The sequence below is a fragment of the Microbulbifer maximicatervae (SeqCode) genome, from assembly GCF_056231245.1.
This window is the reverse complement of sequence record NZ_CP174334.1, coordinates 1,768,073-1,789,955: the sequence shown is the minus strand read 5'-3', so window position 1 is coordinate 1,789,955 and position 21,883 is coordinate 1,768,073. Positions and strand designations below refer to the sequence as shown.

The following is a 21,883-nucleotide window of genomic DNA, read 5'->3' as shown; positions in this document are numbered from 1 at the left end:
AAAGCTAATTAAATGGTATGAGCCCCAAGTAAAAATCGATAGTCATTCTGTAACAACCTTAGAAGCGAACCTATACGCCCTTATAAAAAGCCAATAAAGGCTTACCCTTTTGGATAAGCCTTCAGTAAAACTAAAAAACTCTTTTTATAGATTATTATAATACTGAATCACACCAACAGTGCTTCCAGTAGAAAAAGCCGATTTAACCTGTTCGGAACTCATTCCAATGTTCAATTCTGCATTGTTCACGTTGAGCTCAATAAACAGGCTGCCCGCTTGGGAATAAGCATCATTCCACTCGGCCACGGCACCGTTAAGGTCATTGATAACAGCTGTATAGTTCGCCCCCTCTTCATCAGAGATCGCAGTTTGAATGTCACTTATCGCACCGGAAACATCACTTTCAAGCGTTTGCCACTCTTGTAACACGGCCTGTAAATTATCTTCAACTTGCTGGGTTTCTTCTGCTAGCTGCCCAAAGCTCTGAGACAACATTTGTAGAGTAGATACATCAGCAGTGATCAGGTCCATCTCTGCCTGTTTATCCTGAATACTCTTTTGATCGGCAACAATTTTTGCAGCATCCAGAGCAATAAAGGTTGATGCCACAGCAGCCACCGGCCCCATCACAAACCAGGTCAACAAGCCCTCAGGAAAAGCCACGATAGAAGCAACCGTCCCCAGAGAGATAGCAGTGGCATCGGCAATACCCAGAGCAACGATGCTGGCAGTCAGGGATTTGATATCTGCCTGTAAATTCTTGATATCCTGCTTTAGATCAGCAATTTTCTTCTCGTCAGCCTGGGAATCCTTTACAGAATTGTCGGCAATTGACTGCAATTGTGTCGCCATATCTGGCAGTTTATCTTGAAACCCTTGAATTGCCTTAATCGCACCACTGATAAAGGTTGAAACAATTCCCAGTTGCGAGGTAATTGAGTTCAAATCATTCTTGAGTATTTGCAGTGCAGAACTATTACTCGGGTCATTTTTGAGGATATTCGCTTGAGAAAGGGCATCCTGTAAAAGCTGGCTGATAACACTGTTATAGCTCTGTACTTCACCAGGCACATCCAGAAGCCTGGCTAGTACATTGTTTACCCAGTCCAAAGCATCTGCATTGGACTGTGTGTAGGCTGTTACAAAATCACTCCAATCCGGTGGATTTTGATTTAAAGTGGGCAAACTCGAGGACAACACACTGGTAACCAGAGTGTTAATTGCAACAACATTCTGTTTGTAAGTAATCTGAGTATCACGAATAGGTTCGGCACTTTTCTTAAACGCTTTGGCTAATGAAAGTTTCACCACCACTGGGCTGGACGTTTTCTTCGCCACCAAATCTAAGTCATCACTTACCTGTGACATATTTATTTCTCTCTTAATGAAAATTAAAGATGAAACCAGCGAAACGCCATGGAAAACACCTTTGTTGAACCGCGGCCAAATATATCAGGCTTTTTTATAATCAATGGGTTACTTCTTATAATGAATCGCAAACAAAAATATATTTATATTCACATTGCTGCTATTAAGGCGAACTCTTAAGGCAAATAACCGCCAAACAGAGTCACTCAACCAGGCAATTATCTCCGTCAAATGCTGCAACCAAGTCCAGAACACTTCCAACCTGTTTGTAGACCAGTAGCTTCCGACTATAAGAACCCAGCAGCCACGAGCCGCAGGCCACCCAGTAAGTGACTTCTCTTGAGGTAACACAGAAGACGCTTTGCGCATCAGATACACGCCAAAACAATCGTCCTTTGGAAAACCCCCTGCTCTCGAGTCTCAAAACGCCAATATTATTCTGTTTAGCCCATTGAAGAATTTGCGCCCTGAAAAACTCGGATCTAATCGGCATTAACAAATAGGGAACCACACCTAATAGGGCCAATAAGGCCACTATTACATTGTTCCCCAGAGAGGGGCTAAACACATAGGCCAGCTTCCCCAAAGTTACCGATATTATTAATACAATAAATGGACGCATATTCACTGCCGCCGATTTCAGTTCCCTTTAGAAAGAATGGCAGATAAATATGCAGAGACAAGATTAAGCTACAGGGCGATCGAGTGATCCCGAGTTGGCATGTCCGCGCTATAGCATATGAAACTAACAGGTAGAGATTGGTCGCATCGAGGCCAAACTCGTTAGAGCTTGACCCGCAGAGTGACTGCCTAACGATAGAGCAAATACACAATAAAGTACTGGAGCAATTTAGTTGCTCTCGATTAAACCCAACATTTCTTTTGCAACCAGTGCAGAAGAAGGTAAAAACATTGTAGAAACAATACGCTGATCAGATATTACATCATGCTTATCAGCAACATTATCCTTATTAATAATAATGGCTCCATTCTCACGAAGGCGTTCCTCTACCAAGAACGGTAATAAAGTACCCTGCTTAGCCCATGACTTCTCTTTTTCTGTAGAGTTCGGGAAACCGGCAACCTTCTTGCCCTTTACCATATAATGGCCATCTTTCAGTTTCACATCTGCAAACGCACCTGCCCCATGGCCACAGCTGCCCACAACTCCCCCTTTCTGGTAAATCCCACCCATAATATTAGGGAGCCTCTGAATAACTCCGTGATACCTCTGGCATGCAGAGCGGTTCACAATCAAGGCGCGGCTTCGCAGGAATGTCTAGACCTTTCAAGAAGTCGCAACGCGGAGTGTGAATCGCTCTGCAAGCCCCGAAGGGCGGGCCTTGAAGGCCACAGCTGCTGCGTTGCAGCTCTTGCCAAGGGCTACGGCCATTCGCGGCGAGCTGCGCCTAACATCTGCAGCCTTCAAGACCCGCAGAGGCATTATGGAGTTATTCAGAGGCTCCTTAGCAGCTCACGATTAGATGCCACATCAAATAAGGTTCCATAGCCTCCACCGATATAAACAGCTGCAAAATTCTCTATAACTACTTTCTCAGGCTTTAGTGAACTATTAGCCCGCTCTAAAAAACCTTCATGTTTGATGGTGTAACTACTAATCCCCAGTGGATCCATCATAAACGGGACCACCCCACCTTTTGGCGAAACAAAGTCCACGTCATACCCATGGGAAACAAAAACATGGTAAGGCGTAGCGTACTCCCACAAATTATTTCTCGCATCATGCTTCTCCGGATCACCCATATCCTGAAGATTAGAAGCAACGATTAGTATCCGCTTAGTCTCAGCTGCTTGTGAAGGTGTAATAAAGCCCATCACAAGAATTATCATAGAGCAGATAAGGCTACAGATTTTTGCCGTTTTTCCCACGTTCAACTTCCCCATTCGAATAACTTTGATACGAAATAGATAGATTACATGAGTAATGTACAACCTTGACATAAGATCGATAGTTTGCAGGAGAAAAGCGATATAGCGAGGTCAAACTACCCCTGAAGTAACAACGTCAACATTTCTATAGCGCCAAGCCTACTACCGCAAAGTTAACACCCTATTACCGAGCAGCCTTAATAGCTAGGGCAGCAACAACACCCCAGACCCAATTGAAAAACAACACCAGAACTGGTGTTAAAACTCCTAACTCAAATCCGGCAACACCCATCCCGGCCATTACTGGGAAAACCACAAACAATTGAAATGCAGAGGGAAACAAACTAAGAAGAGCCCCTTTTGAAAGCAACTTCGATGACCAGAACGGAAGAATAAACAACAGCCCCCACAAGCCACCCCAAACAATACGAGGATAAATCCACTCAGGAGATAGAGGAGGGGAAATTGATACGCCAAAAGCGGCATTAATCCCCAACTGGCCAAATAGCCACACCGCAATACTGTTTGCCAAAGCACCGAGACTTCCGGCTGCGAAGAATATCAGTAGGTTTTTCATCTCCCTCTCCTAGAGTTGTAGGGCCACTGCAATATTTACTCGCGAATCAAACCACAATATAGAAGAACCATCGTCACTCAACGGAAGATAGCCTAACGCGCGAATCACAGCCCCACCCGAGATGACAGAGTAACTTTTCTACTTTACCTACCCAGTAATACAAAGCATAAACCAGATTTATCTTGAGTACGCCTGCGTACCAATTAGACACAGCAGAAATGCCAGAAAAATTAGATAAAGCACTAGCCCCCTACTTCTCAAGAATGACTATTTGAAAAATACTTTCAATTTGAGAACCAGCAATATCCGCTGATCGTTTTTGCAACTAATCCCGAAAGAAAATAACTAGCTTCTCAAGCGCCAAATTTATGTAATAGATAGGTGGTACGATTGTATTTATTTTATAAATCAATTAAAACCAAATAGGAACTAGTACTTATGAAAGTGCCATCAGCAGGAGTGCTGTACCCGATCTTATTAGGATTGGCGATCCAGTCAGCGACATCTCAAGCCCAGTCCTTTGATGAGAGCGCCTATATTGACAGGCAGCTGCAATATATTGAGGAAGGTGTCACCTCTACCAACGATACTGCCGTCGTACTTCAGGCATACACCGGTGATGATCTCAACTGGGATGCGCTAAATAAGAACCTGGATGTACTCCGCAACGGCGGCAAGAAAAATTCTGACTTCACTCTCACCCGCCTAATCCGCATCTTATTCTTCCGCCCCGAAATCAAAAACGAACTCTTTGCCGCACTCGACGGCTATCACTTCTGGTTTAAAGAAGGCGGGACGGGTGACCATGTCTTTGCTTCAGAAAACCATATGATCATGTACACCTCTGCCCAATATCTCCTCCAGGAGAAATATGGGGCATTTGAGGACGACAGAACTTATAAGCGCCTAAAGCGCTATCTGGAAGTGAAGAACCAATATGGTTTCTATGAGTTCTACTCCCCTGTTTACTACCCCTATACCCTCTCGGCACTGCTAAACCTCGTAGACTTTGCAGAGGATGAGGAAATCCGTGAACTTGCAATCGGCGCTGCTCATCGCTTGCTGCAAGATATTTTATTGGTGACCAACGACCAGGGGATCAACTTCGCCGCAGCCGGGCGCAGTAATGACGGCTACCGCCGCAATGGGTCCGGAGGGAATATCAACCGGATTATCTACCTCCTGACAGGTCTGGGCAAAGAGTCAGTACGCACCCCCAGTCCCGCCGGCGTAATGCTCGCCACATCCGGGTTGGAAATCACCGATGAGGTTTTCGAATATTTCGGTAAACATCTCAACATAAATTATTCAGTCGGTCATTCGCTGGGAGATGCCAGAAACGAGATCTATGCAGACTTTACCCGGGAAGAGCGCGTACCCTTCTATTGGAGCCAGGGAGCCTACTTCCACCCCGATGTCGCAGCGGATACCGCCTGGTTCGCCAGCAAATACCAACTCGAAGGATATGAGGGGCTCAAAGCATTTGACCAGTTCCTGGGACTATCCGAAGCAGCCGCCCCTGCGGCCGCCAAGGCGGGGGCTGTATTCAGCCGCAGCTCTGTCCTCTCCTCGGCCAACTTCTCCATGTACAAAGATGGCGGAGTTATGATGCACTCCATCCAGAATTATTGGGGAGGCCGCCAGGGCTACCAGCAAACCCCCTGGATAGCCACCACCGGTTCCCAATCTATCTGGGCAAAAGTCGGTGACGGCAATAGCACCATGCAAAACGACCACCTGCCGAAAATAAAGCAGGTAAACAATGTCGCAGTGATCCAATACAACCCCTACCCGGAGATAGAACTGTTTCACTCCGGTGGCTCCGATGTCGCACTACAGTGGCCCGAAGAGTTCGAGGAGGAGTCCCGCAGCGGTAACTGGAAGTTTGGTAAGGAAGATGATGGATACGTAGCCGTCCGCTACCCCTGTGGCAATGGTGACTCCAACACTGTGACCTGCGATTGGAACGAGCAGACCTGGGTCGTCATCATGGGAAGTGAAGAGCGCTACGGCAGCTTTGATGCTTTTAGACAGAAAGTACTCAATGAGGTCAGTTACGATGCCGACTGGGAATGGCACGGCTCCTTCTGGAAAGGCACCTTGAAGTATGTGTACGATTCAGATGTAAAGTTTGATGGAACCGATATCAGCTTAACTTGGTAGCACCTAATTAAGCTCACGGGAAGGGGATACCCCCTTCCCAGCCTCCCTGCACTCCCAACCAAATTACCCTCCACAGACTATCAACCCAACCTCCTTTCATCTGAGCTTAGTTGACAGTGTCAACCAATATGAATAAAGTTGACACTATCAACCATTTAGCATGGCGCCATGAAAGACACCGCAATCAATGAATCCCTCCACCAGCTTATTCACGCCTACAAACGGCGCTTGCGAGCTGGCATACAGGAGCAGCAAATTGGCTTGCCGGTGAGCCATATACGGGTACTCAAAGGTGTCTTCAAATTTCCACTGAGTACTGCCCGGTCAATTGCCCAGCGGATGAATTTGGACAAAGCCCAAGTAACACGTGTGCTAAACGACCTGGTGCACTCAGGGTTAATCGAAAAGACCGACAACCCCAATGACCGGCGCAGCCAGTTTTTGACACTAACTACTGACGGAATAAGCACGCTGGAAAAAGTGAGCGGACAAGAAGCTGAAGTGGCCAGACAAATGACTCGCAACTTGAGTACTGAAGAGCTAGAAAACTTCGCCCGCATTGCCAGCGTTATGGTCGCCAATATGAAAGAGCACTCCACCCCTGACGAAAGGAGCTAAACCCTATGGCCGAGAAAGTTACCAGAGAATTGGTCGTTATTCGCAGGACACAAGTTACTGAAAATATGCTGCGCATCACCCTCGGTGGCGATGATCTAAAAACTCTCGCCCCCAACCAGGAAAGCGCCTATATCAAATTTCTGTTTCCACAAGCTGGAAGCGAGCGCCCGCTATTGCGAAGCTATACCATCAGACACCAGCGTGAAACTGAAATTGATATCGACTTCGCCCTGCATGAACACGAAGGGCCCGCTCTAAGCTGGGCACTTAAAACACAGCCTGGCGATACGATTTTAACCCGAGGCCCCGGCCCCAAAAAAATGACCAATCCCGAGGCAGACTGGTTTTTACTATTAGGGGACATGACTGCACTGCCAGCCATCAGCGTAAACCTTGCGGAGCTACCCAAGAATGCAAAGGGGTACGCATTAATTGAGGTCTCCAGTGAAGCTGATATTCAGGAGCTGGAACACCCAGAGAACCTGCAAATCCAATGGATTATCAATCCGGCTCCATCCGGCGAGAAACTCCTGGAAAAATTACAGGCACTAACCTGGCTCGATGGACAGGCCTCCGTATGGGCCGCCTGTGAGTTCGACAGCATGCGCACCCTACGGCAATTCTTTAAGCAGGAAAGAGTAATCCCCAAAACCCATATTTATATCTCCAGTTACTGGAAAATTGGGCAGTCGGACGAAGGCCACAAACTCGCCAAGCGCATGGACAATGAAAAGATGGAAGGACAGGGATAACTTATAGATAGGCGGGAAGAGAAAGCCCTCTGATTGTAGGCTTTCCCTATTCAACAGAAGCAGGCTTATTTAACCGATACCAATAATTAGACAAAAAACCCCGAGCATCGAGTTTAGAAATCTGCCTGATAATTTCCGGGGCACCCGACCTACAGCGCCATTCATACATAGAGGCACGGCCAGCCACTACCGCAGGAACGGTCCCGGAACTTTGATTATCTTTGCAATATGAAATCATGGCACTACTCGGCTCCCGACTAGTGTCAGCTTTCTCATCACAGGGGAGATTAGCCCCAACAAAGCAGGCATAGACACTTCCATCCATACATCGCCAATAAGTCCCCCTCGCGACCCAATCTTCAGGTGCTTCTGCACCGAGATTGGCCGCTCTTCTGATACCATCAACGATTTCCTCTGGCATAGCTTGTCCGGCAAAGCGCTGAACTGGGTTGTCATCATTTACCACCACTGCACAGTAGTCGAAAGGACTAGTGAGAACGCTTACCTCTCCCACTTTTTTATCTTCAGAGTTAGCGTAATTTATTGCAGCAAAGAAGAATACAAAACCCAAAACTGCTGCACCCAAGTTTTTCTGCATAAACACTCTCCTTTAATAAAAACAAGCCTATCATCGAGCTGAAAATTCAATACAACTTAAATATCAAAGGCATCGACTTTAGTTTGATCAAGCCTAACCCCAAAGACCGAACAAAAAATGGTTACACACAATGTACTTTTTCAAACTGACAGTAAAAAACAACTACCATAAACCGGCGAATAAATCTAAAAGCGATACCCGAATAAATTTTAAAAATAAAAAATAGGGACACCTAAAAAAACAACCTAGAAAAAGGCAGAAAAACTGATATATTTCTTAAAAATTCGAACTGGAGACTCCCATTGAGCCAAGATCTGTCACCCTCTGCCAAAGGTGTACCCAACTTAGAATTGCCCCAATGGATTAATTGCCAAGAACGCTTGCCCGAACAGTCCGATGCGACCTCTCGCGGTTACGTCCGAGTTATATGGAAATCCACCAACAGCTCTAATGGTGTTATTACGCGCACCTGGGAAGTTGGCATGGACCACTATGAAAATGCCCACAATTATCTGGGCTGGATGCCTATCTCAATCATTGTTGAATCTACCGAAACCAATTAAAGCGAACAGTTCAGTTCTGACAGGTTTGAACTCTTCGACAGCAGCTATCTATTGATAGCTGCTGAGATTGAATAGCGCACCAGTAGCAGTTACAAATCCCTCACTCTAAAAAGGGGCAACCAGACAGGTCAGCCCCTTCAAATCAGGCTGCATCTCACTTATTGACCTCACTCATCCCTGAACAATAAACAACCAACTCAACTCCCCTAAAGAGACAGACTGCCCTACAACCCTTGACGCCACCCGGCAGCTGAATCACCATCCCCAACATTTAGCGCAACCCGGGTTTGGCCCGGTCTTATCTGGGAAGCTCTCGCACCATCGGGCAACCAATTCCCGACCATGCCCGACCAGCGAGCCACCCAAACAGATAGCAGCGGAAAACCGGGTAACAACGCCCGCGACAACACCTGTAGCAATGCCAGCACAAACCGAATTCGACTGGGCCCCAGCGCCCCAGCAGTACACAAAGGACAAGAAGCACCCCATGAGCAGCAATAGCGCCGCCGAACAAATCAGTCAGGACAGTATCAACAAGGCCCTGTGGAATGCCTGCGACACCTTTCGCGGCACCATCAGCGCCGATACCTACAAAGACTTTATCCTCACCATGCTGTTCCTCAAGTACATCTCAGATGTGTGGCAGGACCATTACGAGGAGTATGTGGAAACCTACGGCAACGAGCCGGAGCTGATCGAAGAGATGATGAAGAGCGAGCGCTTTGTACTACCGCCCAGTGCCAGCTTCTACACCCTGTACGAGCACCGCTTTGAGCCCAACAATGGTGAACGTATTGATCAGGCCCTGCAGGCCATCGAAGAGGCCAACGGCACCAAGCTCAAAGACGCCGGCAAGAGCGTGTTCCAGGATATCTTCTTCAATACCGACAAGCTGGGCGAGGAGAAGCAGAAGAACACCATCCTGCGCCACCTGCTGGAAGACTTCGCCAAAACCGAGCTGAACCTGCGCCCCAGCCGCGTGGGTAACCTGGATGTGATCGGCAACGGCTACGAATACCTGATCAAGAACTTCGCCGCCAGCGGCGGCCAGAAGGCCGGCGAGTTCTACACCCCGCCGGAGGTATCCGAGCTGATCGCCGAACTGCTCGACCCCCGCCCCGGCGACCGTATCTGCGATCCTACGTGCGGCTCCGCCTCCCTGCTGATGAAGTGCGGGCGCAAGGTGCGCGAACACCACGACAGCAAGCAGTACGAACTCTACGGCCAGGAAGCCATCGGCTCTACCTGGTCTCTGGCCAAGATGAATATGTTCCTGCACGGCGAGGACAACCACAAAATCGAATGGGGCGATACCATTCGCAATCCCAAGCTGCTGGACAAAAACGGCAACCTGGACCTGTTCGATATCGTCACCGCCAACCCGCCCTTCTCCCTGGACAAATGGGGTCACGACGAAGCCGGCAACGACCCCTTCGGCCGCTTTCATCGCGGCGTGCCGCCGAAAACCAAAGGGGACTACGCCTTTATCCTGCATATGATCGAAACCCTCAACCCGAAGAGCGGGCGCATGGGCGTGGTGGTGCCCCACGGCGTGCTGTTCCGGGGGGCCGCCGAGGGCAAGATCCGCAAGCAGCTGATCGAGGAAAACCTGCTGGACGCGGTGATCGGCCTGCCGGAAAAACTCTTCTACGGCACCGGCATCCCCGCCGCCATCCTGATCTTCGCCCGCGACAAGCAGGACGATAGCGTGATGTTTATCGATGCCTCGCGGGAATTTAAAGCGGGCAAAAATCAGAACCTGCTGACCCAGGACAATATCGACAAAGTAGTGGCCACCTATCGCCAGGGCGCCGATCTGGACAAATACGCCTATGTGGCCAGCCACAAGGAAATTCAGGATAACGACTACAACCTAAATATCCCCCGCTATGTGGATACCTTCGAAGAAGAGGAAGAGATCGACCTGCTGGCCGTGCGTGCCGAGCGGCAACAGCTGAAAGCTCAGTTAAGTGAGCTGGAAGGGGAAATGGAGTTGTATTTGCAGGAGTTGGGTTATGGTGCCTAAGGGGTGGGAAATAAAGGCTTTAGGAGATATATCTAAAATATCTTCCGGCGGAACGCCAAATAGAAAAACTGATAGTTATTGGAATGGTCAGATTCCATGGGCTACAACGGCTGAAGTACAATTTAAAACAATCTATGATACTGCGGAAAAAATTACTCACGAAGGATTAAATAACTCCTCAGCTAAATTATTTCCTTCAGATACTATTCTAATGGCTATGTATGGCCAGGGGAAAACCAGGGGCCAAGTCGCTAAATTAGGAATTGAGGCCACCACAAACCAAGCCTGTGCAGCCATCCTTTTGCATAAAAATTTTCATATCGACTTTTATTACCAATTTTTGGCCAGCCGCTATCAACATATAAGAGAAATGTCGAATGGTGGAGGGCAAGATAACCTTAGCGCAGCATTAGTTAAGTCAATCCAGGTGCCAGTTCCACCACTCCCCGAACAAAAAAAGATCGCCCAAATCCTATCCACCTGGGATAAGGCCATCGACACCAGCGAAAAACTGCTCGCCAACAGCCGCCAGCAAAAAAAGGCCCTGATGCAGCAACTGCTGACCGGCAAAAAGCGCCTGCGGGATAAGAATGGGGTTCGGTTTAGTGGGGAGTGGAAGTGGCTTAAAGCTAGTGAGATTTTCAAAACAATTTCAAAAAAGAACAACTCAGAGGATGAAGAGCTTCTCGCCGTAACACAAGATCAGGGTGTACTCCCTAGGTCTACCCTTGAGCGTCGAGTAGTAATGCCCGACGGAAGCACCAAAGGATATAAGCTTGTAGTGCCAGGTAATTTTATTATTAGCCTGCGCTCATTTCAGGGTGGATTAGAATATTCTGAATATAGAGGTCTTGTAAGCCCTGCATACACGGTACTTGAACCAATAAAATTAATTTGTGACAACTTCTATAAGCATTATTATAAATCATATGATTTTATTGGACACTTGGCAGTTGCCGTAATCGGCATCCGAGATGGTAAACAAATAAGTTACAGTGACTTTTCATTTTTAAAAATTCCCCATCCGGGTATTCAAGAACAAGAAAAAATCGCCGCAACCTTATCCAGCGCCGATCGAGAAATCGAAACCCTGCAACAAAAACTCGATTGCCTAAAGCAGGAGAAAAAAGCCCTGATGCAGCAACTGCTCACCGGCAAGCGCCGGGTCCAGGTAGAGGAGGCCCAATGAAATTTAGTGAAACCCTTAATCTCGATACGCCCATCAGTGAAGCCGATCTGGAATATATTGAGGACGTGCTGCTCAAATACGGCAACGACGATTCGGTGCTGGATATCTGCGAACTGGATGGCTTTCTCACCGCCCTGGTGTCCGGCCCGGAGATGATTCCCCCCAGCCGCTGGTTCTCCGCCCTCTGGGGCGGCCCCGGCAATGAACCGGAGTGGGAGTCCGAGGAAGAGATGCAGCGCTTTATGGCGCTGCTATTCCAGTTGATGAACAGTAATGCCATGGTGCTAACGGAAGCCCCGGAAGAGTTCCAAGCCCTATTCAATGAGGCCAATAAAGAGGGCGAGCCCTCTTTTATCTTCCCTGGGGAATGGTGTTTCGGCTATATGCAGGGTGTGGACCTGGGCCAGTGGCCCAGCCTGCCCGCAGAACTTGACGCCCAACTGCAAGCCATCGCCCTGCACGCCCGCGAGGAACATTTCGATTACCTAGGGGGCTTGACGAAGGCCGAGTATCAGCAGACCGTTACCCAAATAGAACCCGCCGCCCGGGCCCTGCACGGCCACTGGCTGCAACAACGCGCCCCGGAGCCAGCAACAGCCCCCCATCGAGCCGACCCCAAAACCGGCCGCAACGACCCCTGCCCCTGTGGCAGCGGTAAAAAATTTAAACGCTGCTGTTTGCATTAGGCTGTTAAAGATAGAAACCGAACAAAGCTACTTGCATTTACCGGTCATTAGGTACAATTTGGGGAAAAGTACAAAAGACCTACTGCCTGAGTCAAAGGAACAAGCCCTGCCCCAATGATAGCCAGTAGGCAGAAAGGGGCAGGGTCAAATAAATTCTAATCATTATCAAGGACGATCAATGAGTACTAAATTCACTGGCTCTTTCGAAGAACTAAAACAAAAATTGTCCACTTTAGTGGGACAATGGGATGAATCTCAACCCAACAAAAAAGTGTTCCGTCTCGGGCGTGGCGTGCTCAATTGGTATGATTCTACGGGCACTCTGCAATTTCAGGGTAAAGGTTCTGATAGAAGTCTCCTAGAGAATAGGGTCCCCGCGTTGCTCTACCCCAACGAAATTCAGTCAGAACCCGGGGATAAGGAAATACCTTTATCAGAATCAGAGACTCAATCTGAACTCAATATTGAAGCCGTAGTGCCTGACAGCAACCCTGAACCCAGCTTACAACTCGCTCTTGAACACCGCTTCTTAGCTTCCGGAATCAATGAAGGAGAGTTAGTTATCGGTATTGTCAGCTCAGTAGGAACCGAATCCAGACGGGTTATCGATCCTTTGAAAAATCGTCTTGAGGGTTTCGACTATAGCGTAACTGAAATTACAGTTTCCTCAATTTTACCGGCAAAAGATAATATAAATAGCGAATATGAACGAATCCAGCATTATATGTTCGCTGGGGATACATTACGAAAGCAGACTAACAACAATGCCATACTCGCTGCAGGTGTCGCCAAAGAAATAAGCAAAACACGTGAATCAGGAAATCACAAGCAAGCTTATATTGTCAATTCCCTTAAACACCCTAGAGAAGTAGAACTTCTTAGGAAAATTTATGCAGATGGCTTTTACCTTATTGGCATTCATGCCGATGAAAAACGCCGCCGCAAGTACCTGACCGAAGAAAGAAGATGCAATCAGGCCCAGGCTGAAGAACTTATTAAAATTGATGAAAATGAGGCGTTTGACCATGGCCAAAAAACCAGAGACACCTATCATTTGGCCGATTTTTTCCTGAACCTTGGCAACAATAATGATCAGGTGAAAAATAGGATTCAACGTTTCCTTGAGCTTATTTTTTCCCACCCTTATAAGAACCCAACATTTGATGAGTTTGCCATGTTTATGGCTTTTAACAGCTCTGTGCGATCAGGGGATTTGTCCAGGCAAGTCGGGGCAGTGATCAGTCGCGAAGAGCAGATTATCGCCACCGGCGCCAATGACGCACCAAAATCAGGAGGCGGTCTCTACTGGGCAAAAGAAGACCCAGAAACAGGAGAAATTACTGATCACCCGGATGGAAAGGACTACACCAGAGACGGTGACTCCAATAAAAAAGCACAGGCCGAAATCATCGGGGACATCATTACCTCAATAGCAAAACAGGGGCTTGTGAACCCTGAGAGGCAAAAAGATCTCGAAAAAATTCTGAAGGACAGTAAGATTTCTGACTTAACAGAATTTGGCCGAGTGGTACATGCTGAGATGGACGCCTTGCTTTCCTGTAGTCGCTCCGGTATTTCAACGATAGGCACAACACTTTATTGCACAACTTTCCCTTGCCACAATTGCGCAAAGCATATTGTTGCTAGCGGTGTGAAACGAGTAGTTTATGTGGAGCCCTACCCCAAAAGCCGAGCCCTTGATTTCCACTCGGAATCCATTCAACTCAAGTCGGAGTTCGATGCGTCGAGTGAAGAAAATCACCTTGTCACTTTTGAACCATTTATTGGTATCGGGCCTCGCCGCTTCCTCGATTTGTTCTCTATGAATTTGGGTGCCGGTTCTAAACTGCGTAGAAAAGATAAAGAGGGATCTACCATCGAGTGGAGCAAAGAATCCGCTCCGATTCGTACCCCGCTAGTACCGAAATCCTATGTTGAAATAGAGAAGGCCGCAGTGGCAATTTGGGATGATCACACGTAAAACGTCAAACCAAATTACTAACTGAATACGAAATAAGCTTTAGCAAAGATATGAGAGTCGCTGGATGATGCAGTCTCCTCCCAGGTTTCAGGAAGAATACTCCGCGAAAATCCCCGCCCTGGCCCTGTTGTGCAATCTGGGCTGGTCGTTTTTACCCCCCGCCGAGGCCAACCAAGCCCGCAGTGGACGCCAGGATCAGGTGGTGCTCACTGAGATACTGCGCCGGGAGCTGGGCAAACGGACCTTCCATTTCGCCGGTAAAGAGCAGCCGCTCTCGCAAAAATCCATCGACCACCTGATTGGCATCGTGTGCAGCCCAGCGCTGAACAAAGGACCGCTTGCGGCCAACGAAGAGCTGTACAACCACCTGCTCTACGGCATTTCGGTGACCGAGTTTGTCGATGGCAAAAAAGCCACCCCCACCATTGCCCTGATCGACTGGCACACCATCGAAAACAATCACTTTGCCTTTACCGAGGAATTCAGCGTAACCCGCGCCAGCGGCGTAGAGAGCCGCCGCCCGGATATGGTGTGTTTCGTCAACGGTATTCCCCTGGTAGTGATCGAGGCCAAGCGCCCGGATGGCAAGAAGGGCCCCTCTATCGACGAGGGTATCTCCCAGAGTCTGCGCAACCAGCGCCCCAATGAAATCCCGCAACTGTTCGCCTACAGCCAGCTGTTGCTGTCGATCAACGGCGCCGAGGGCCGCTACGGCACCTGTAATACCCCGGCAAAATTCTGGGCGGCCTGGCGCGAGGAGGATATCGCCGACGGGGAAATGCTGGCGATCAAAAACCGCCCCCTTTCCAGCGAACAAATCCAAACCCTGTTTAAACAGCGCTCTCCGGCAGATCTGGACTGGTACCAGACCCTGATCGCCGGCGGCGAGCTGGCCCTGGGCGGCCAGGATCGGCTGTTGATCAGCTTGCTATCGCCCCAGCGGCTGCTGGAGATGGTCCGCTACTTTACCCTGTTCGATAAAAAGGCCGGCAAAATCGTCGCCCGTTACCAACAGGTATTCGGTATCAAACGACTGTTGCAGCGCATTGCCCAGCGCGGCAATGACGGCGCGCGGGAGGGCGGCGTGATCTGGCATACCACCGGCTCGGGCAAATCCTTCACCATGGTATTTTTAAGCAAGGCGCTGATCTTCCAGCCGAGCCTTAAACAGAGCCGCCTGGTTATTGTCACCGACCGGGTAGATCTGGAGCGCCAGCTCAGCAATACCTTTGCCAGCGGCGGCGAACTGGCGGGCAAGAAAGATAAGGAAGCGGCCATGGCTACTTCCGGCAAGCGTTTGGCCGAGCAGATTGGCAGCGGCAACGAGCGCATTATCTTTTCATTGGTGCAGAAATTTACTGGCGCCACCGCCCTGCCGGAGTGTCGCAACGACAGTACCGACCTAATTGTGCTGATCGACGAGGGCCACCGCAGCCAGGGCGGCGAAAACCATATCCGTATGCGCCAGGCCCTGCCCAATGCCGCCTTTGTGGCCTTTACCGGCACGCCCCTGCTGAAAGACGACAAAACCACCAATAAATTCGGCCCCATAGTCCATGCCTATACCATGCAGCGCGCGGTGGAGGATCGCACCGTAACCCCACTGCTGTACGAAGAGCGTATCCCGGACCTGAATGTTAACGAGCGCGCCATCGACCGCTGGTTTGAGCGCATTACGGTGGGGTTAAGTGAGGAGCAGCAGGCAGATTTAAAGCGCAAGTTTGCCCGTAAGGGAGAGATTTACACTGCAGACGATCGCATTCGACTGATTGCTACCGATATCGCCACCCATTTTGTTAATAACATCGATGCGGGTTTAAAGGGCCAACTGGCCTGCGATAGCAAAGCCACTGCCATCCAATATAAAAAGTACCTGGATGAGGCCCAACAGCACTGGCCAGAAGCGCAGAAATTTGAATCGGCGGTAGTGATCAGTGCACCGGATACCCGCGAGGGCAACGAGGCGGTAGATGAGTCCTCGATGCCGGAGGTGGTGAAGTGGTGGAAAGACAATGTGGGCTCGCAAAATGAACAGCGCTACACCCAGGGAGTGATTGAACGCTTCGATAAAGACGACTCCCTGAAATTGCTGATTGTGGTGGACAAACTACTGACAGGATTCGATGAGCCCCAAAATACGGTGCTGTATATCGATAAGCCGCTCAAGGAACACAACCTGATCCAGGCGATCGCGCGGGTCAACCGCCTGCACCCGGATAAAAAATTTGGCCTGCTAATCGATTACCGGGGCATCCTGGCAGAGCTGGATACCACCATGCAGAAATACCAGGATCTGGCCGCGCGCACCCAGGGCGGTTACGATATCGACGATATCGCCGGGCTCTATAGCCCCATGAGCAGCGAGTACAAGCGCCTGCCCCTGCTGTATAAAAACCTTTGGGGCATTTTCGCCGGTGTGAAAAATAAGCAGGACACCGAGCAATTGCGCCAGGTGATAGTGCCCAAAATTGAACAGCGCAATGGTGAATTGGTCGATATAAACCTAAAAGTGCGCGAGGACTTCTACGAAGCTCTCACTGACTTCACCACCTGCCTGAAAGTAGCCTTGCAATCGGCCACCTTCTTCGAAGATAAAAGCTTTAGCGATAGTGACCGCAAGCACTACAAACAGACAATTAAAGAGTTCGCCAAACTACGCCAGTGGGCGCTACAGCAAACCGAAAAGTCTGTGGACTACGACCACTACGCGGCCCAGGTTAAAAACCTGTTGGATAAGCATGTGGTGGGGGTAGAAATCTTACAGCCCGAAGGCAAATACGAAGTCAATAAAATGGGCAAGGCGGAGCGGCCTGAAGATTGGGGGGAGGACAAAACCCGCAACGAAACCGACATTATCAAAACCCGCGTGACCCGCATGATCGAGCAGGAGCTGCGCGACGACCCCTATGCCCAGGAGGCCTTTTCCAAGTTACTGCTGCAAGCCATTGAGGAGGCGGAAAAACTGTTCGATCACCCGCTCAAGCAGTATTTGCTGTTCGAAGCACTGGAAACCCAGGTAAAAGCCCGCAACCTGGATGAAATACCCAATGCCTTTGCCGATAATCGCCACGCCCAGGCCTATTTTGGTGTATTCAAAAAAAACCTGCCGGAGGTTTTTGCGGTTGGTGATAGCCAGGTACAGGATAAGTGGATCAAGCTGGCCTTCGAGATCGATACAATGGTTGTCCAGTCCGTAATGGAGCACTCCATCAGCCCGCAAAATATTGAGAAGGATATCCATAAAAAGCTGATGCCCAAATTATTTATGGAGTGCAAATCCATCGGCAGTGGTATGGTGCAGGCCAAGAAAATGGTGGAGATGATCCTACAGATCACCCGCGTTGGTTTAAGCGGAGACTAATCCCGGCATGAATGTGCCTATTACTTCCCCCCCAAATAACCCCAACTCCCGGCAACTGAGCTTTGCCTATGGGGATGAGCGCATTACTTTTGAATGCCAGCCCCGCTCCCAGGCCAGTGGGCGAGTGCTGATCAAAGTGCACCCAGACTGCCGTGTGGTGGTCAGCGCACCGGAACCTATTGATAACGATGCGGTATTAAAAGCGGTAAAAAAACGCGGGCGCTGGATTTACCAGCAGCTGAGGGATTTCCGCAAAGCACTGGAATATATAACACCACGGCAATATATCAGCGGCGAGAGCCACTACTATCTTGGCAAGCAATATCTGCTGAAAGTTATTGAGTCTGAAGACACCCAACAGCAGGGGAAATTACTGCGTGGCAAGCTGGAAGTTTCCGTGCGGAAAAAAGATCCCGAAAGAGTGCGCCTGCTTTTGGCCGAGTGGTATAAGGCGCGCGCCAAAGAAATTTTTCACCGCCGCCTGGATGCCCTGCTTGAGCAGACCCTGTGGGTTTCTGGGCGCCCACCCCTGCGTATCCTCAGTATGAAAACCCAGTGGGGCAGCTGCTCCCCCCAGGGGCGCATTACCCTCAATCCCCACCTGGTAAAAGCACCGCGCCAGTGCATCGACTATGTGATTTTGCACGAGCTCTGCCATATCGCCGAACACAACCATAGCGAGCGATTTTACCGTTTAATGAATCAAGTGATGCCCAGGTGGGAAGGCACGAAAAACAAACTGGATGCTATGGCGAATTTGATTCTGGGTGATACCCTGGCTTTTTCACCAACCTGCACATAAGTTATCTAAAGTAGATCGCTGTCACACTACGGAAAGCCGACATGCAAAAATCGCCATGGGTTGAAAACGCCATCGCAAAAGCGGATGCACACTGGCAGGCATCCAAGTCCACCATTGAGGGCAAAGTATTCAGTGATGTACAGGACAACCAGGGCCTTCAGTATGTCGATATCGTGATGGAAGGTGGCGGTATGCTGGGGATCGCCCTGGTGGGATATACCTACATTTTGGAAAAGGCGGGAATTCGGTTTCGCAAAATTGCAGGAACCTCAGCGGGCGCCATTAATGCACTCTTCTTGGCGGCGGCCGGTACACCGAGCACTGGCAAGAGCGAAAAGCTCTTGGGTATCCTGGCCAATGCGGACTTTGCCAGTTTTGAAGATGGCGAGCGCTATGCGCGCAAAACGGTACAGCGCCTGCTCAAGGGCAAAGGCTTGATGAGCAGTTTGGCATTGCACCCCTTCGATTCTATCCGCACCTTGCGGCACCTGCTCAGACATAAGGGGCTGAATCCGGGAGATACCTTTACCCAGTGGTTACAAACGGAGTTGAAACAGCTGGGCATTACCAACACCGCACAGCTCAACCAGAGAATTAACCAGTTCCCGCAGCTCCTGTACCGCGGCACACCAGATCACTTGATAGGTAGCGGCGAGGTTGCCCTGGTGGCAGCGGATATCACTACAGAGACCCGCGCGGTGTTTCCAGCCAAGGCGCCGCTCTACTTCGATAATCCGAGCGCAGTAAATCCGGCAGAGTTCGTGCGTGCCTCCATGTCGGTACCCGGCTTCTTTAAGCCCTACACCGTAAAGGGCATCCCCCAATTAAGTGAGTGCAATACTGTCGCCGAGAATTGGCGCAGCATTAAAGGCATCGGTGATCCCAAACGTTTTTTCCGCGCTGGCTTTCCCAAAGATATTGAATTTGTTGACGGCGGCCTTGTCTCCAACTTCCCTTTCGATATCTTCCATAAACCCATAGGCACCCCCAAATTGCCAACCTTTGGGATCAAGTTGGAAGTGGATCTGTACCAGCCAAAATCAGATAAGGTAGGAAGGTTTGCGATGGGGCTGATCAGCACTTGTCGCAATATGCTCGACAACCATGTGCGTGCGAGCTTGAACGCGGAATACCATGCGCTGGTAAAAGAAATCCCCATTAACCCTACCGATACTGGAGAAAACCCGCACTGGCTGGATTTTTCTATGCCGGACCACCACTGCGAACACCTGTTCTTATCTGGCGTCAATGCAGCAATTGAGTTTTTGAATCAGGGATTCCACTGGGAGGATTACTTGGTATTGCGCCAGCCGGACTCCTTCTATACCGGGGAAAAGCTGGCTTAAGTACAGGCCCGATGCGATAGGCGCAGCGGGCCCAGCACCCTTATTTAGAAAGAGCGACGACGGTAAGAGCGGTAATCTGCACGCCAGAAGTTACGCTCTAGCAGACGCTCTAAATGCTCGCGGCTCACCTTGGGCGCAACGCCATCCAATTGCGCTTGGGCAGCCACTGCCCTGGCAATATGCATGCTCACATCGCGAATATCATTCAGGTGTGGCAATAAGGCACCCTCGCCATCTTTCACCACCGGCGCCTGCTCTGCCAGGGCGTTGGATGCTGCCATCAACATACTGTCAGTCACTTTGGATGCACCGGAAGCAATCACGCCGAGGCCAATACCCGGGAATATATAGACATTGTTACACTGCGCTACCGCATAGTGATGGCCATCGATTTCTACCGCTGCAAAGGGACTGCCAGTAGCCACCAAAGCTTCGCCCTTGGTCCAGCTGAATATCTCAGTTGGAGTCGCTTCAGCACGGGAAGTGGGGTTTGACAGCGGCATCACCAAAGGACGGCGGTGCCCCTTATGTAATGCTTCGATTACTGGCTGGGTAAACAGGCCACCCTGCCCCGACACACCAATCAGGATGCTGGGCTCAACATTGCCGATCAATGTCTCAAGGTTCCAGCTGGACACTCCATCGTACTTGCTCGGGTCCTGGGCCAGAGCTGCTTGGAAGTCGTGTAGGCCTTTCATATCGGAAGTCACAAGCCCGTAGCGATCGAACATAAAGATCTGTTCGCGAGCCTCGGCATCGGATAGACCGGCCTGCACTTTTGCACTGATGATTTGCTCGGCAATACCACACCCTGCTGAGCCGGCACCCACTATCGTCACCTTCTGCGCGGCGAGGGTTTCTTGCCAGGTCTTACAGGCAGCCAGGATAGTACCCAGTGCTACAGAAGCCGTGCCCTGGATATCATCATTAAAACAGCACAGGCGATCGCGATAGCGCTCTAACAACGGCGTGGCATTGGTTTGGGCAAAATCCTCAAACTGAACCAATACCTTGGGCCAGCGACGTTTTACCGCTTCAATAAATTGCTCCAGGAATTCATCGTACTCTTCCTGGGAAATCCGCTCATGGCGCCACCCCATATACATGGGATCATTCAGCAAAGTGCGGTTATTGGTGCCAACATCCAAGGTGACAGGCAAGGTATAAGCCGGGCTGATACCGCCACAGGCGGTATACAGGGAGAGCTTGCCAATAGGGATACCCATGCCGCCGATACCCTGGTCACCCAACCCAAGTATCCGTTCGCCATCCGTCACCACAATAACTTTGACGTTCTCTTTAGTGGCGCTGCGCAGAATATCGTCGATATATTCCCGGTCCGGATAGGAGACAAATAATCCCCGGTGGTTGCGATAAATACTGGAAAACTCTTCACAAGCTGCACCTACAGTGGGGGTGTAGATAATCGGCAGCATCTCTTCCGTATGATGTTCGATCAGATAGAAGAACAACGTCTCGTTGTCGTCCTGGATTCCCCTCAGGTAGATATGTTTTTCCAAGCCAGTCTTACACTGCTGGAATTGGAGGTAAGCGCGCTTGGCTTGCTCTTCAATCGTCTCAACGGTATTCGGCAGAAGACCGACCAAATTAAACTCGAGACGCTCTTCCAAGCTAAATGCGCTGCCTTTATTGAGCAGTGGTATTTCCAGTAGGGAGGGGCCTGCGTGGGGGATGTAAAGTGGACGCTTTTCGTTGTTACTCATATGCCTGCTTTTGCCTATCGCCCGAAGCGATGATTATTGCGTAGCCATATTTCAATATGACTGAATTAGCCAACCATGTTCTTGAAGTTGCATAAATGTGCTAACTCAACTTGAGCCGAAGACTATCTATTGTGCCGATAGATAACAAGGCCCCCGGTGTGGCCCAATTCGCGAATAAACAGAGTCGCTCAACTATGCTAGCTGTAATTTATCTTCTCTTCGCAACGAATTCTTTTAAG

General features: G+C 49.7%; 18 protein-coding genes. 12 read left to right on the top strand and 6 right to left on the bottom strand.

All coding sequences use genetic code 11. The features are described from left to right. Positions 1-144: 144 nt before the first annotated feature. From ACJJIS_RS07745 to ACJJIS_RS07730, 4 genes are all read right to left on the bottom strand, one after another. The gene (locus tag ACJJIS_RS07745) at positions 145-1,368 is read right to left on the bottom strand and encodes an enterotoxin (HBL) (RefSeq protein WP_475709915.1); all 1,224 of its coding nucleotides are present in this window, start codon (positions 1,366-1,368) and stop codon (positions 145-147) included. A gap of 850 nt (positions 1,369-2,218) precedes the next feature. Further along, complete coding sequence (locus tag ACJJIS_RS07740; protein WP_444959646.1) at positions 2,219-2,563, bottom strand: type 1 glutamine amidotransferase family protein; 345 nt, start codon at positions 2,561-2,563, stop codon at positions 2,219-2,221. Between the two features lie 260 nt (positions 2,564-2,823). Then, positions 2,824-3,258, bottom strand: coding sequence for a type 1 glutamine amidotransferase family protein (locus ACJJIS_RS07735; RefSeq protein ID WP_475709914.1), 435 nt, complete (start codon positions 3,256-3,258; stop codon positions 2,824-2,826). Positions 3,259-3,442: 184 nt separating this feature from the next. Continuing rightward, on the bottom strand, positions 3,443-3,835 hold the full coding sequence (locus ACJJIS_RS07730; protein ID WP_475709913.1) for a hypothetical protein: 393 nt from the start codon (positions 3,833-3,835) through the stop codon (positions 3,443-3,445). Positions 3,836-4,273: 438 nt separating this feature from the next. Here ACJJIS_RS07730 and ACJJIS_RS07725 point away from each other — a divergent pair, with 438 nt between their 5' ends. The 3 genes from ACJJIS_RS07725 to ACJJIS_RS07715 all read left to right on the top strand — a co-directional run bounded on the left by ACJJIS_RS07725 (position 4,274) and on the right by ACJJIS_RS07715 (position 7,368). Further along, a complete protein-coding gene (locus ACJJIS_RS07725) occupies positions 4,274-5,998 on the top strand; it encodes a hypothetical protein (RefSeq protein WP_475709912.1) in 1,725 nt (574 codons plus the stop codon). 168 nt (positions 5,999-6,166) lie between these two features. Beyond that, the gene (locus ACJJIS_RS07720) at positions 6,167-6,616 is read left to right on the top strand and encodes a MarR family winged helix-turn-helix transcriptional regulator (RefSeq protein WP_444958016.1); all 450 of its coding nucleotides are present in this window, start codon (positions 6,167-6,169) and stop codon (positions 6,614-6,616) included. Between the two features lie 5 nt (positions 6,617-6,621). Next, positions 6,622-7,368 (top strand): siderophore-interacting protein, encoded by a 747-nt coding sequence (locus tag ACJJIS_RS07715; protein ID WP_475709911.1) that lies wholly within the window; start codon positions 6,622-6,624, stop codon positions 7,366-7,368. A gap of 46 nt (positions 7,369-7,414) precedes the next feature. On the opposite strand, the gene ACJJIS_RS07710 is transcribed toward ACJJIS_RS07715, so the two are convergent. Continuing rightward, a complete protein-coding gene (locus ACJJIS_RS07710; RefSeq protein WP_475709910.1) occupies positions 7,415-7,966 on the bottom strand; it encodes a hypothetical protein in 552 nt (183 codons plus the stop codon). 302 nt (positions 7,967-8,268) lie between these two features. On the opposite strand from ACJJIS_RS07710, the gene ACJJIS_RS07705 reads away from it, so the two are divergent. The 9 genes from ACJJIS_RS07705 to ACJJIS_RS07665 all read left to right on the top strand — a co-directional run bounded on the left by ACJJIS_RS07705 (position 8,269) and on the right by ACJJIS_RS07665 (position 19,920). Further along, positions 8,269-8,529: a hypothetical protein gene (locus tag ACJJIS_RS07705; RefSeq protein WP_444907948.1), complete on the top strand. Its 261-nt coding sequence runs from the start codon at positions 8,269-8,271 to the stop codon at positions 8,527-8,529. A 342-nt stretch (positions 8,530-8,871) separates the two neighbouring features. Beyond that, the gene (locus ACJJIS_RS07700) at positions 8,872-9,030 is read left to right on the top strand and encodes a hypothetical protein (RefSeq protein WP_475709909.1); all 159 of its coding nucleotides are present in this window, start codon (positions 8,872-8,874) and stop codon (positions 9,028-9,030) included. Then, complete coding sequence (locus ACJJIS_RS07695) at positions 9,017-10,555, top strand: type I restriction-modification system subunit M (RefSeq protein WP_475709908.1); 1,539 nt, start codon at positions 9,017-9,019, stop codon at positions 10,553-10,555. Before ACJJIS_RS07700 ends, ACJJIS_RS07695 begins: the two co-directional genes overlap by 14 nt. After that, complete coding sequence (locus ACJJIS_RS07690; protein WP_475709907.1) at positions 10,500-11,744, top strand: restriction endonuclease subunit S; 1,245 nt, start codon at positions 10,500-10,502, stop codon at positions 11,742-11,744. The genes ACJJIS_RS07695 and ACJJIS_RS07690 overlap by 56 nt, the downstream gene beginning before the upstream one ends. Continuing rightward, on the top strand, positions 11,741-12,430 hold the full coding sequence (locus ACJJIS_RS07685; RefSeq protein ID WP_475709906.1) for a UPF0149 family protein: 690 nt from the start codon (positions 11,741-11,743) through the stop codon (positions 12,428-12,430). The genes ACJJIS_RS07690 and ACJJIS_RS07685 overlap by 4 nt, the downstream gene beginning before the upstream one ends. A gap of 178 nt (positions 12,431-12,608) precedes the next feature. Then, complete coding sequence (locus tag ACJJIS_RS07680) at positions 12,609-14,411, top strand: anti-phage dCTP deaminase (RefSeq protein ID WP_475709905.1); 1,803 nt, start codon at positions 12,609-12,611, stop codon at positions 14,409-14,411. 64 nt (positions 14,412-14,475) lie between these two features. Next, the gene (locus ACJJIS_RS07675) at positions 14,476-17,772 is read left to right on the top strand and encodes a type I restriction endonuclease subunit R (protein WP_475709904.1); all 3,297 of its coding nucleotides are present in this window, start codon (positions 14,476-14,478) and stop codon (positions 17,770-17,772) included. 7 nt (positions 17,773-17,779) lie between these two features. Beyond that, complete coding sequence (locus ACJJIS_RS07670; protein WP_475709903.1) at positions 17,780-18,574, top strand: M48 family metallopeptidase; 795 nt, start codon at positions 17,780-17,782, stop codon at positions 18,572-18,574. A 41-nt stretch (positions 18,575-18,615) separates the two neighbouring features. Beyond that, positions 18,616-19,920 (top strand): patatin-like phospholipase family protein, encoded by a 1,305-nt coding sequence (locus ACJJIS_RS07665; RefSeq protein ID WP_444893513.1) that lies wholly within the window; start codon positions 18,616-18,618, stop codon positions 19,918-19,920. 44 nt (positions 19,921-19,964) lie between these two features. Here ACJJIS_RS07665 and ACJJIS_RS07660 read toward each other — a convergent pair whose 3' ends face one another. Beyond that, positions 19,965-21,644, bottom strand: coding sequence for an NAD-dependent malic enzyme (locus tag ACJJIS_RS07660; RefSeq protein WP_475709902.1), 1,680 nt, complete (start codon positions 21,642-21,644; stop codon positions 19,965-19,967). Between the last annotated feature and the right edge of the window lie 239 nt (positions 21,645-21,883).

Coding starts and splice junctions, on each gene's coding strand:
- ACJJIS_RS07730 (WP_475709913.1), bottom strand. CDS start 3,835: ATGAAAAACCTACTGATATTCTTCGCAGCCGGAAGTCTCGGTGCTTTG.
- ACJJIS_RS07660 (WP_475709902.1), bottom strand. CDS start 21,644: ATGAGTAACAACGAAAAGCGTCCACTTTACATCCCCCACGCAGGCCCC.
- ACJJIS_RS07715 (WP_475709911.1), top strand. CDS start 6,622: ATGGCCGAGAAAGTTACCAGAGAATTGGTCGTTATTCGCAGGACACAA.
- ACJJIS_RS07670 (WP_475709903.1), top strand. CDS start 17,780: ATGAATGTGCCTATTACTTCCCCCCCAAATAACCCCAACTCCCGGCAA.
- ACJJIS_RS07680 (WP_475709905.1), top strand. CDS start 12,609: ATGAGTACTAAATTCACTGGCTCTTTCGAAGAACTAAAACAAAAATTG.
- ACJJIS_RS07720 (WP_444958016.1), top strand. CDS start 6,167: ATGAAAGACACCGCAATCAATGAATCCCTCCACCAGCTTATTCACGCC.
- ACJJIS_RS07700 (WP_475709909.1), top strand. CDS start 8,872: ATGCCCGACCAGCGAGCCACCCAAACAGATAGCAGCGGAAAACCGGGT.
- ACJJIS_RS07725 (WP_475709912.1), top strand. CDS start 4,274: ATGAAAGTGCCATCAGCAGGAGTGCTGTACCCGATCTTATTAGGATTG.
- ACJJIS_RS07695 (WP_475709908.1), top strand. CDS start 9,017: ATGAGCAGCAATAGCGCCGCCGAACAAATCAGTCAGGACAGTATCAAC.
- ACJJIS_RS07665 (WP_444893513.1), top strand. CDS start 18,616: ATGCAAAAATCGCCATGGGTTGAAAACGCCATCGCAAAAGCGGATGCA.
- ACJJIS_RS07675 (WP_475709904.1), top strand. CDS start 14,476: ATGATGCAGTCTCCTCCCAGGTTTCAGGAAGAATACTCCGCGAAAATC.
- ACJJIS_RS07745 (WP_475709915.1), bottom strand. CDS start 1,368: ATGTCACAGGTAAGTGATGACTTAGATTTGGTGGCGAAGAAAACGTCC.
- ACJJIS_RS07685 (WP_475709906.1), top strand. CDS start 11,741: ATGAAATTTAGTGAAACCCTTAATCTCGATACGCCCATCAGTGAAGCC.
- ACJJIS_RS07740 (WP_444959646.1), bottom strand. CDS start 2,563: ATGGGTGGGATTTACCAGAAAGGGGGAGTTGTGGGCAGCTGTGGCCAT.
- ACJJIS_RS07710 (WP_475709910.1), bottom strand. CDS start 7,966: ATGCAGAAAAACTTGGGTGCAGCAGTTTTGGGTTTTGTATTCTTCTTT.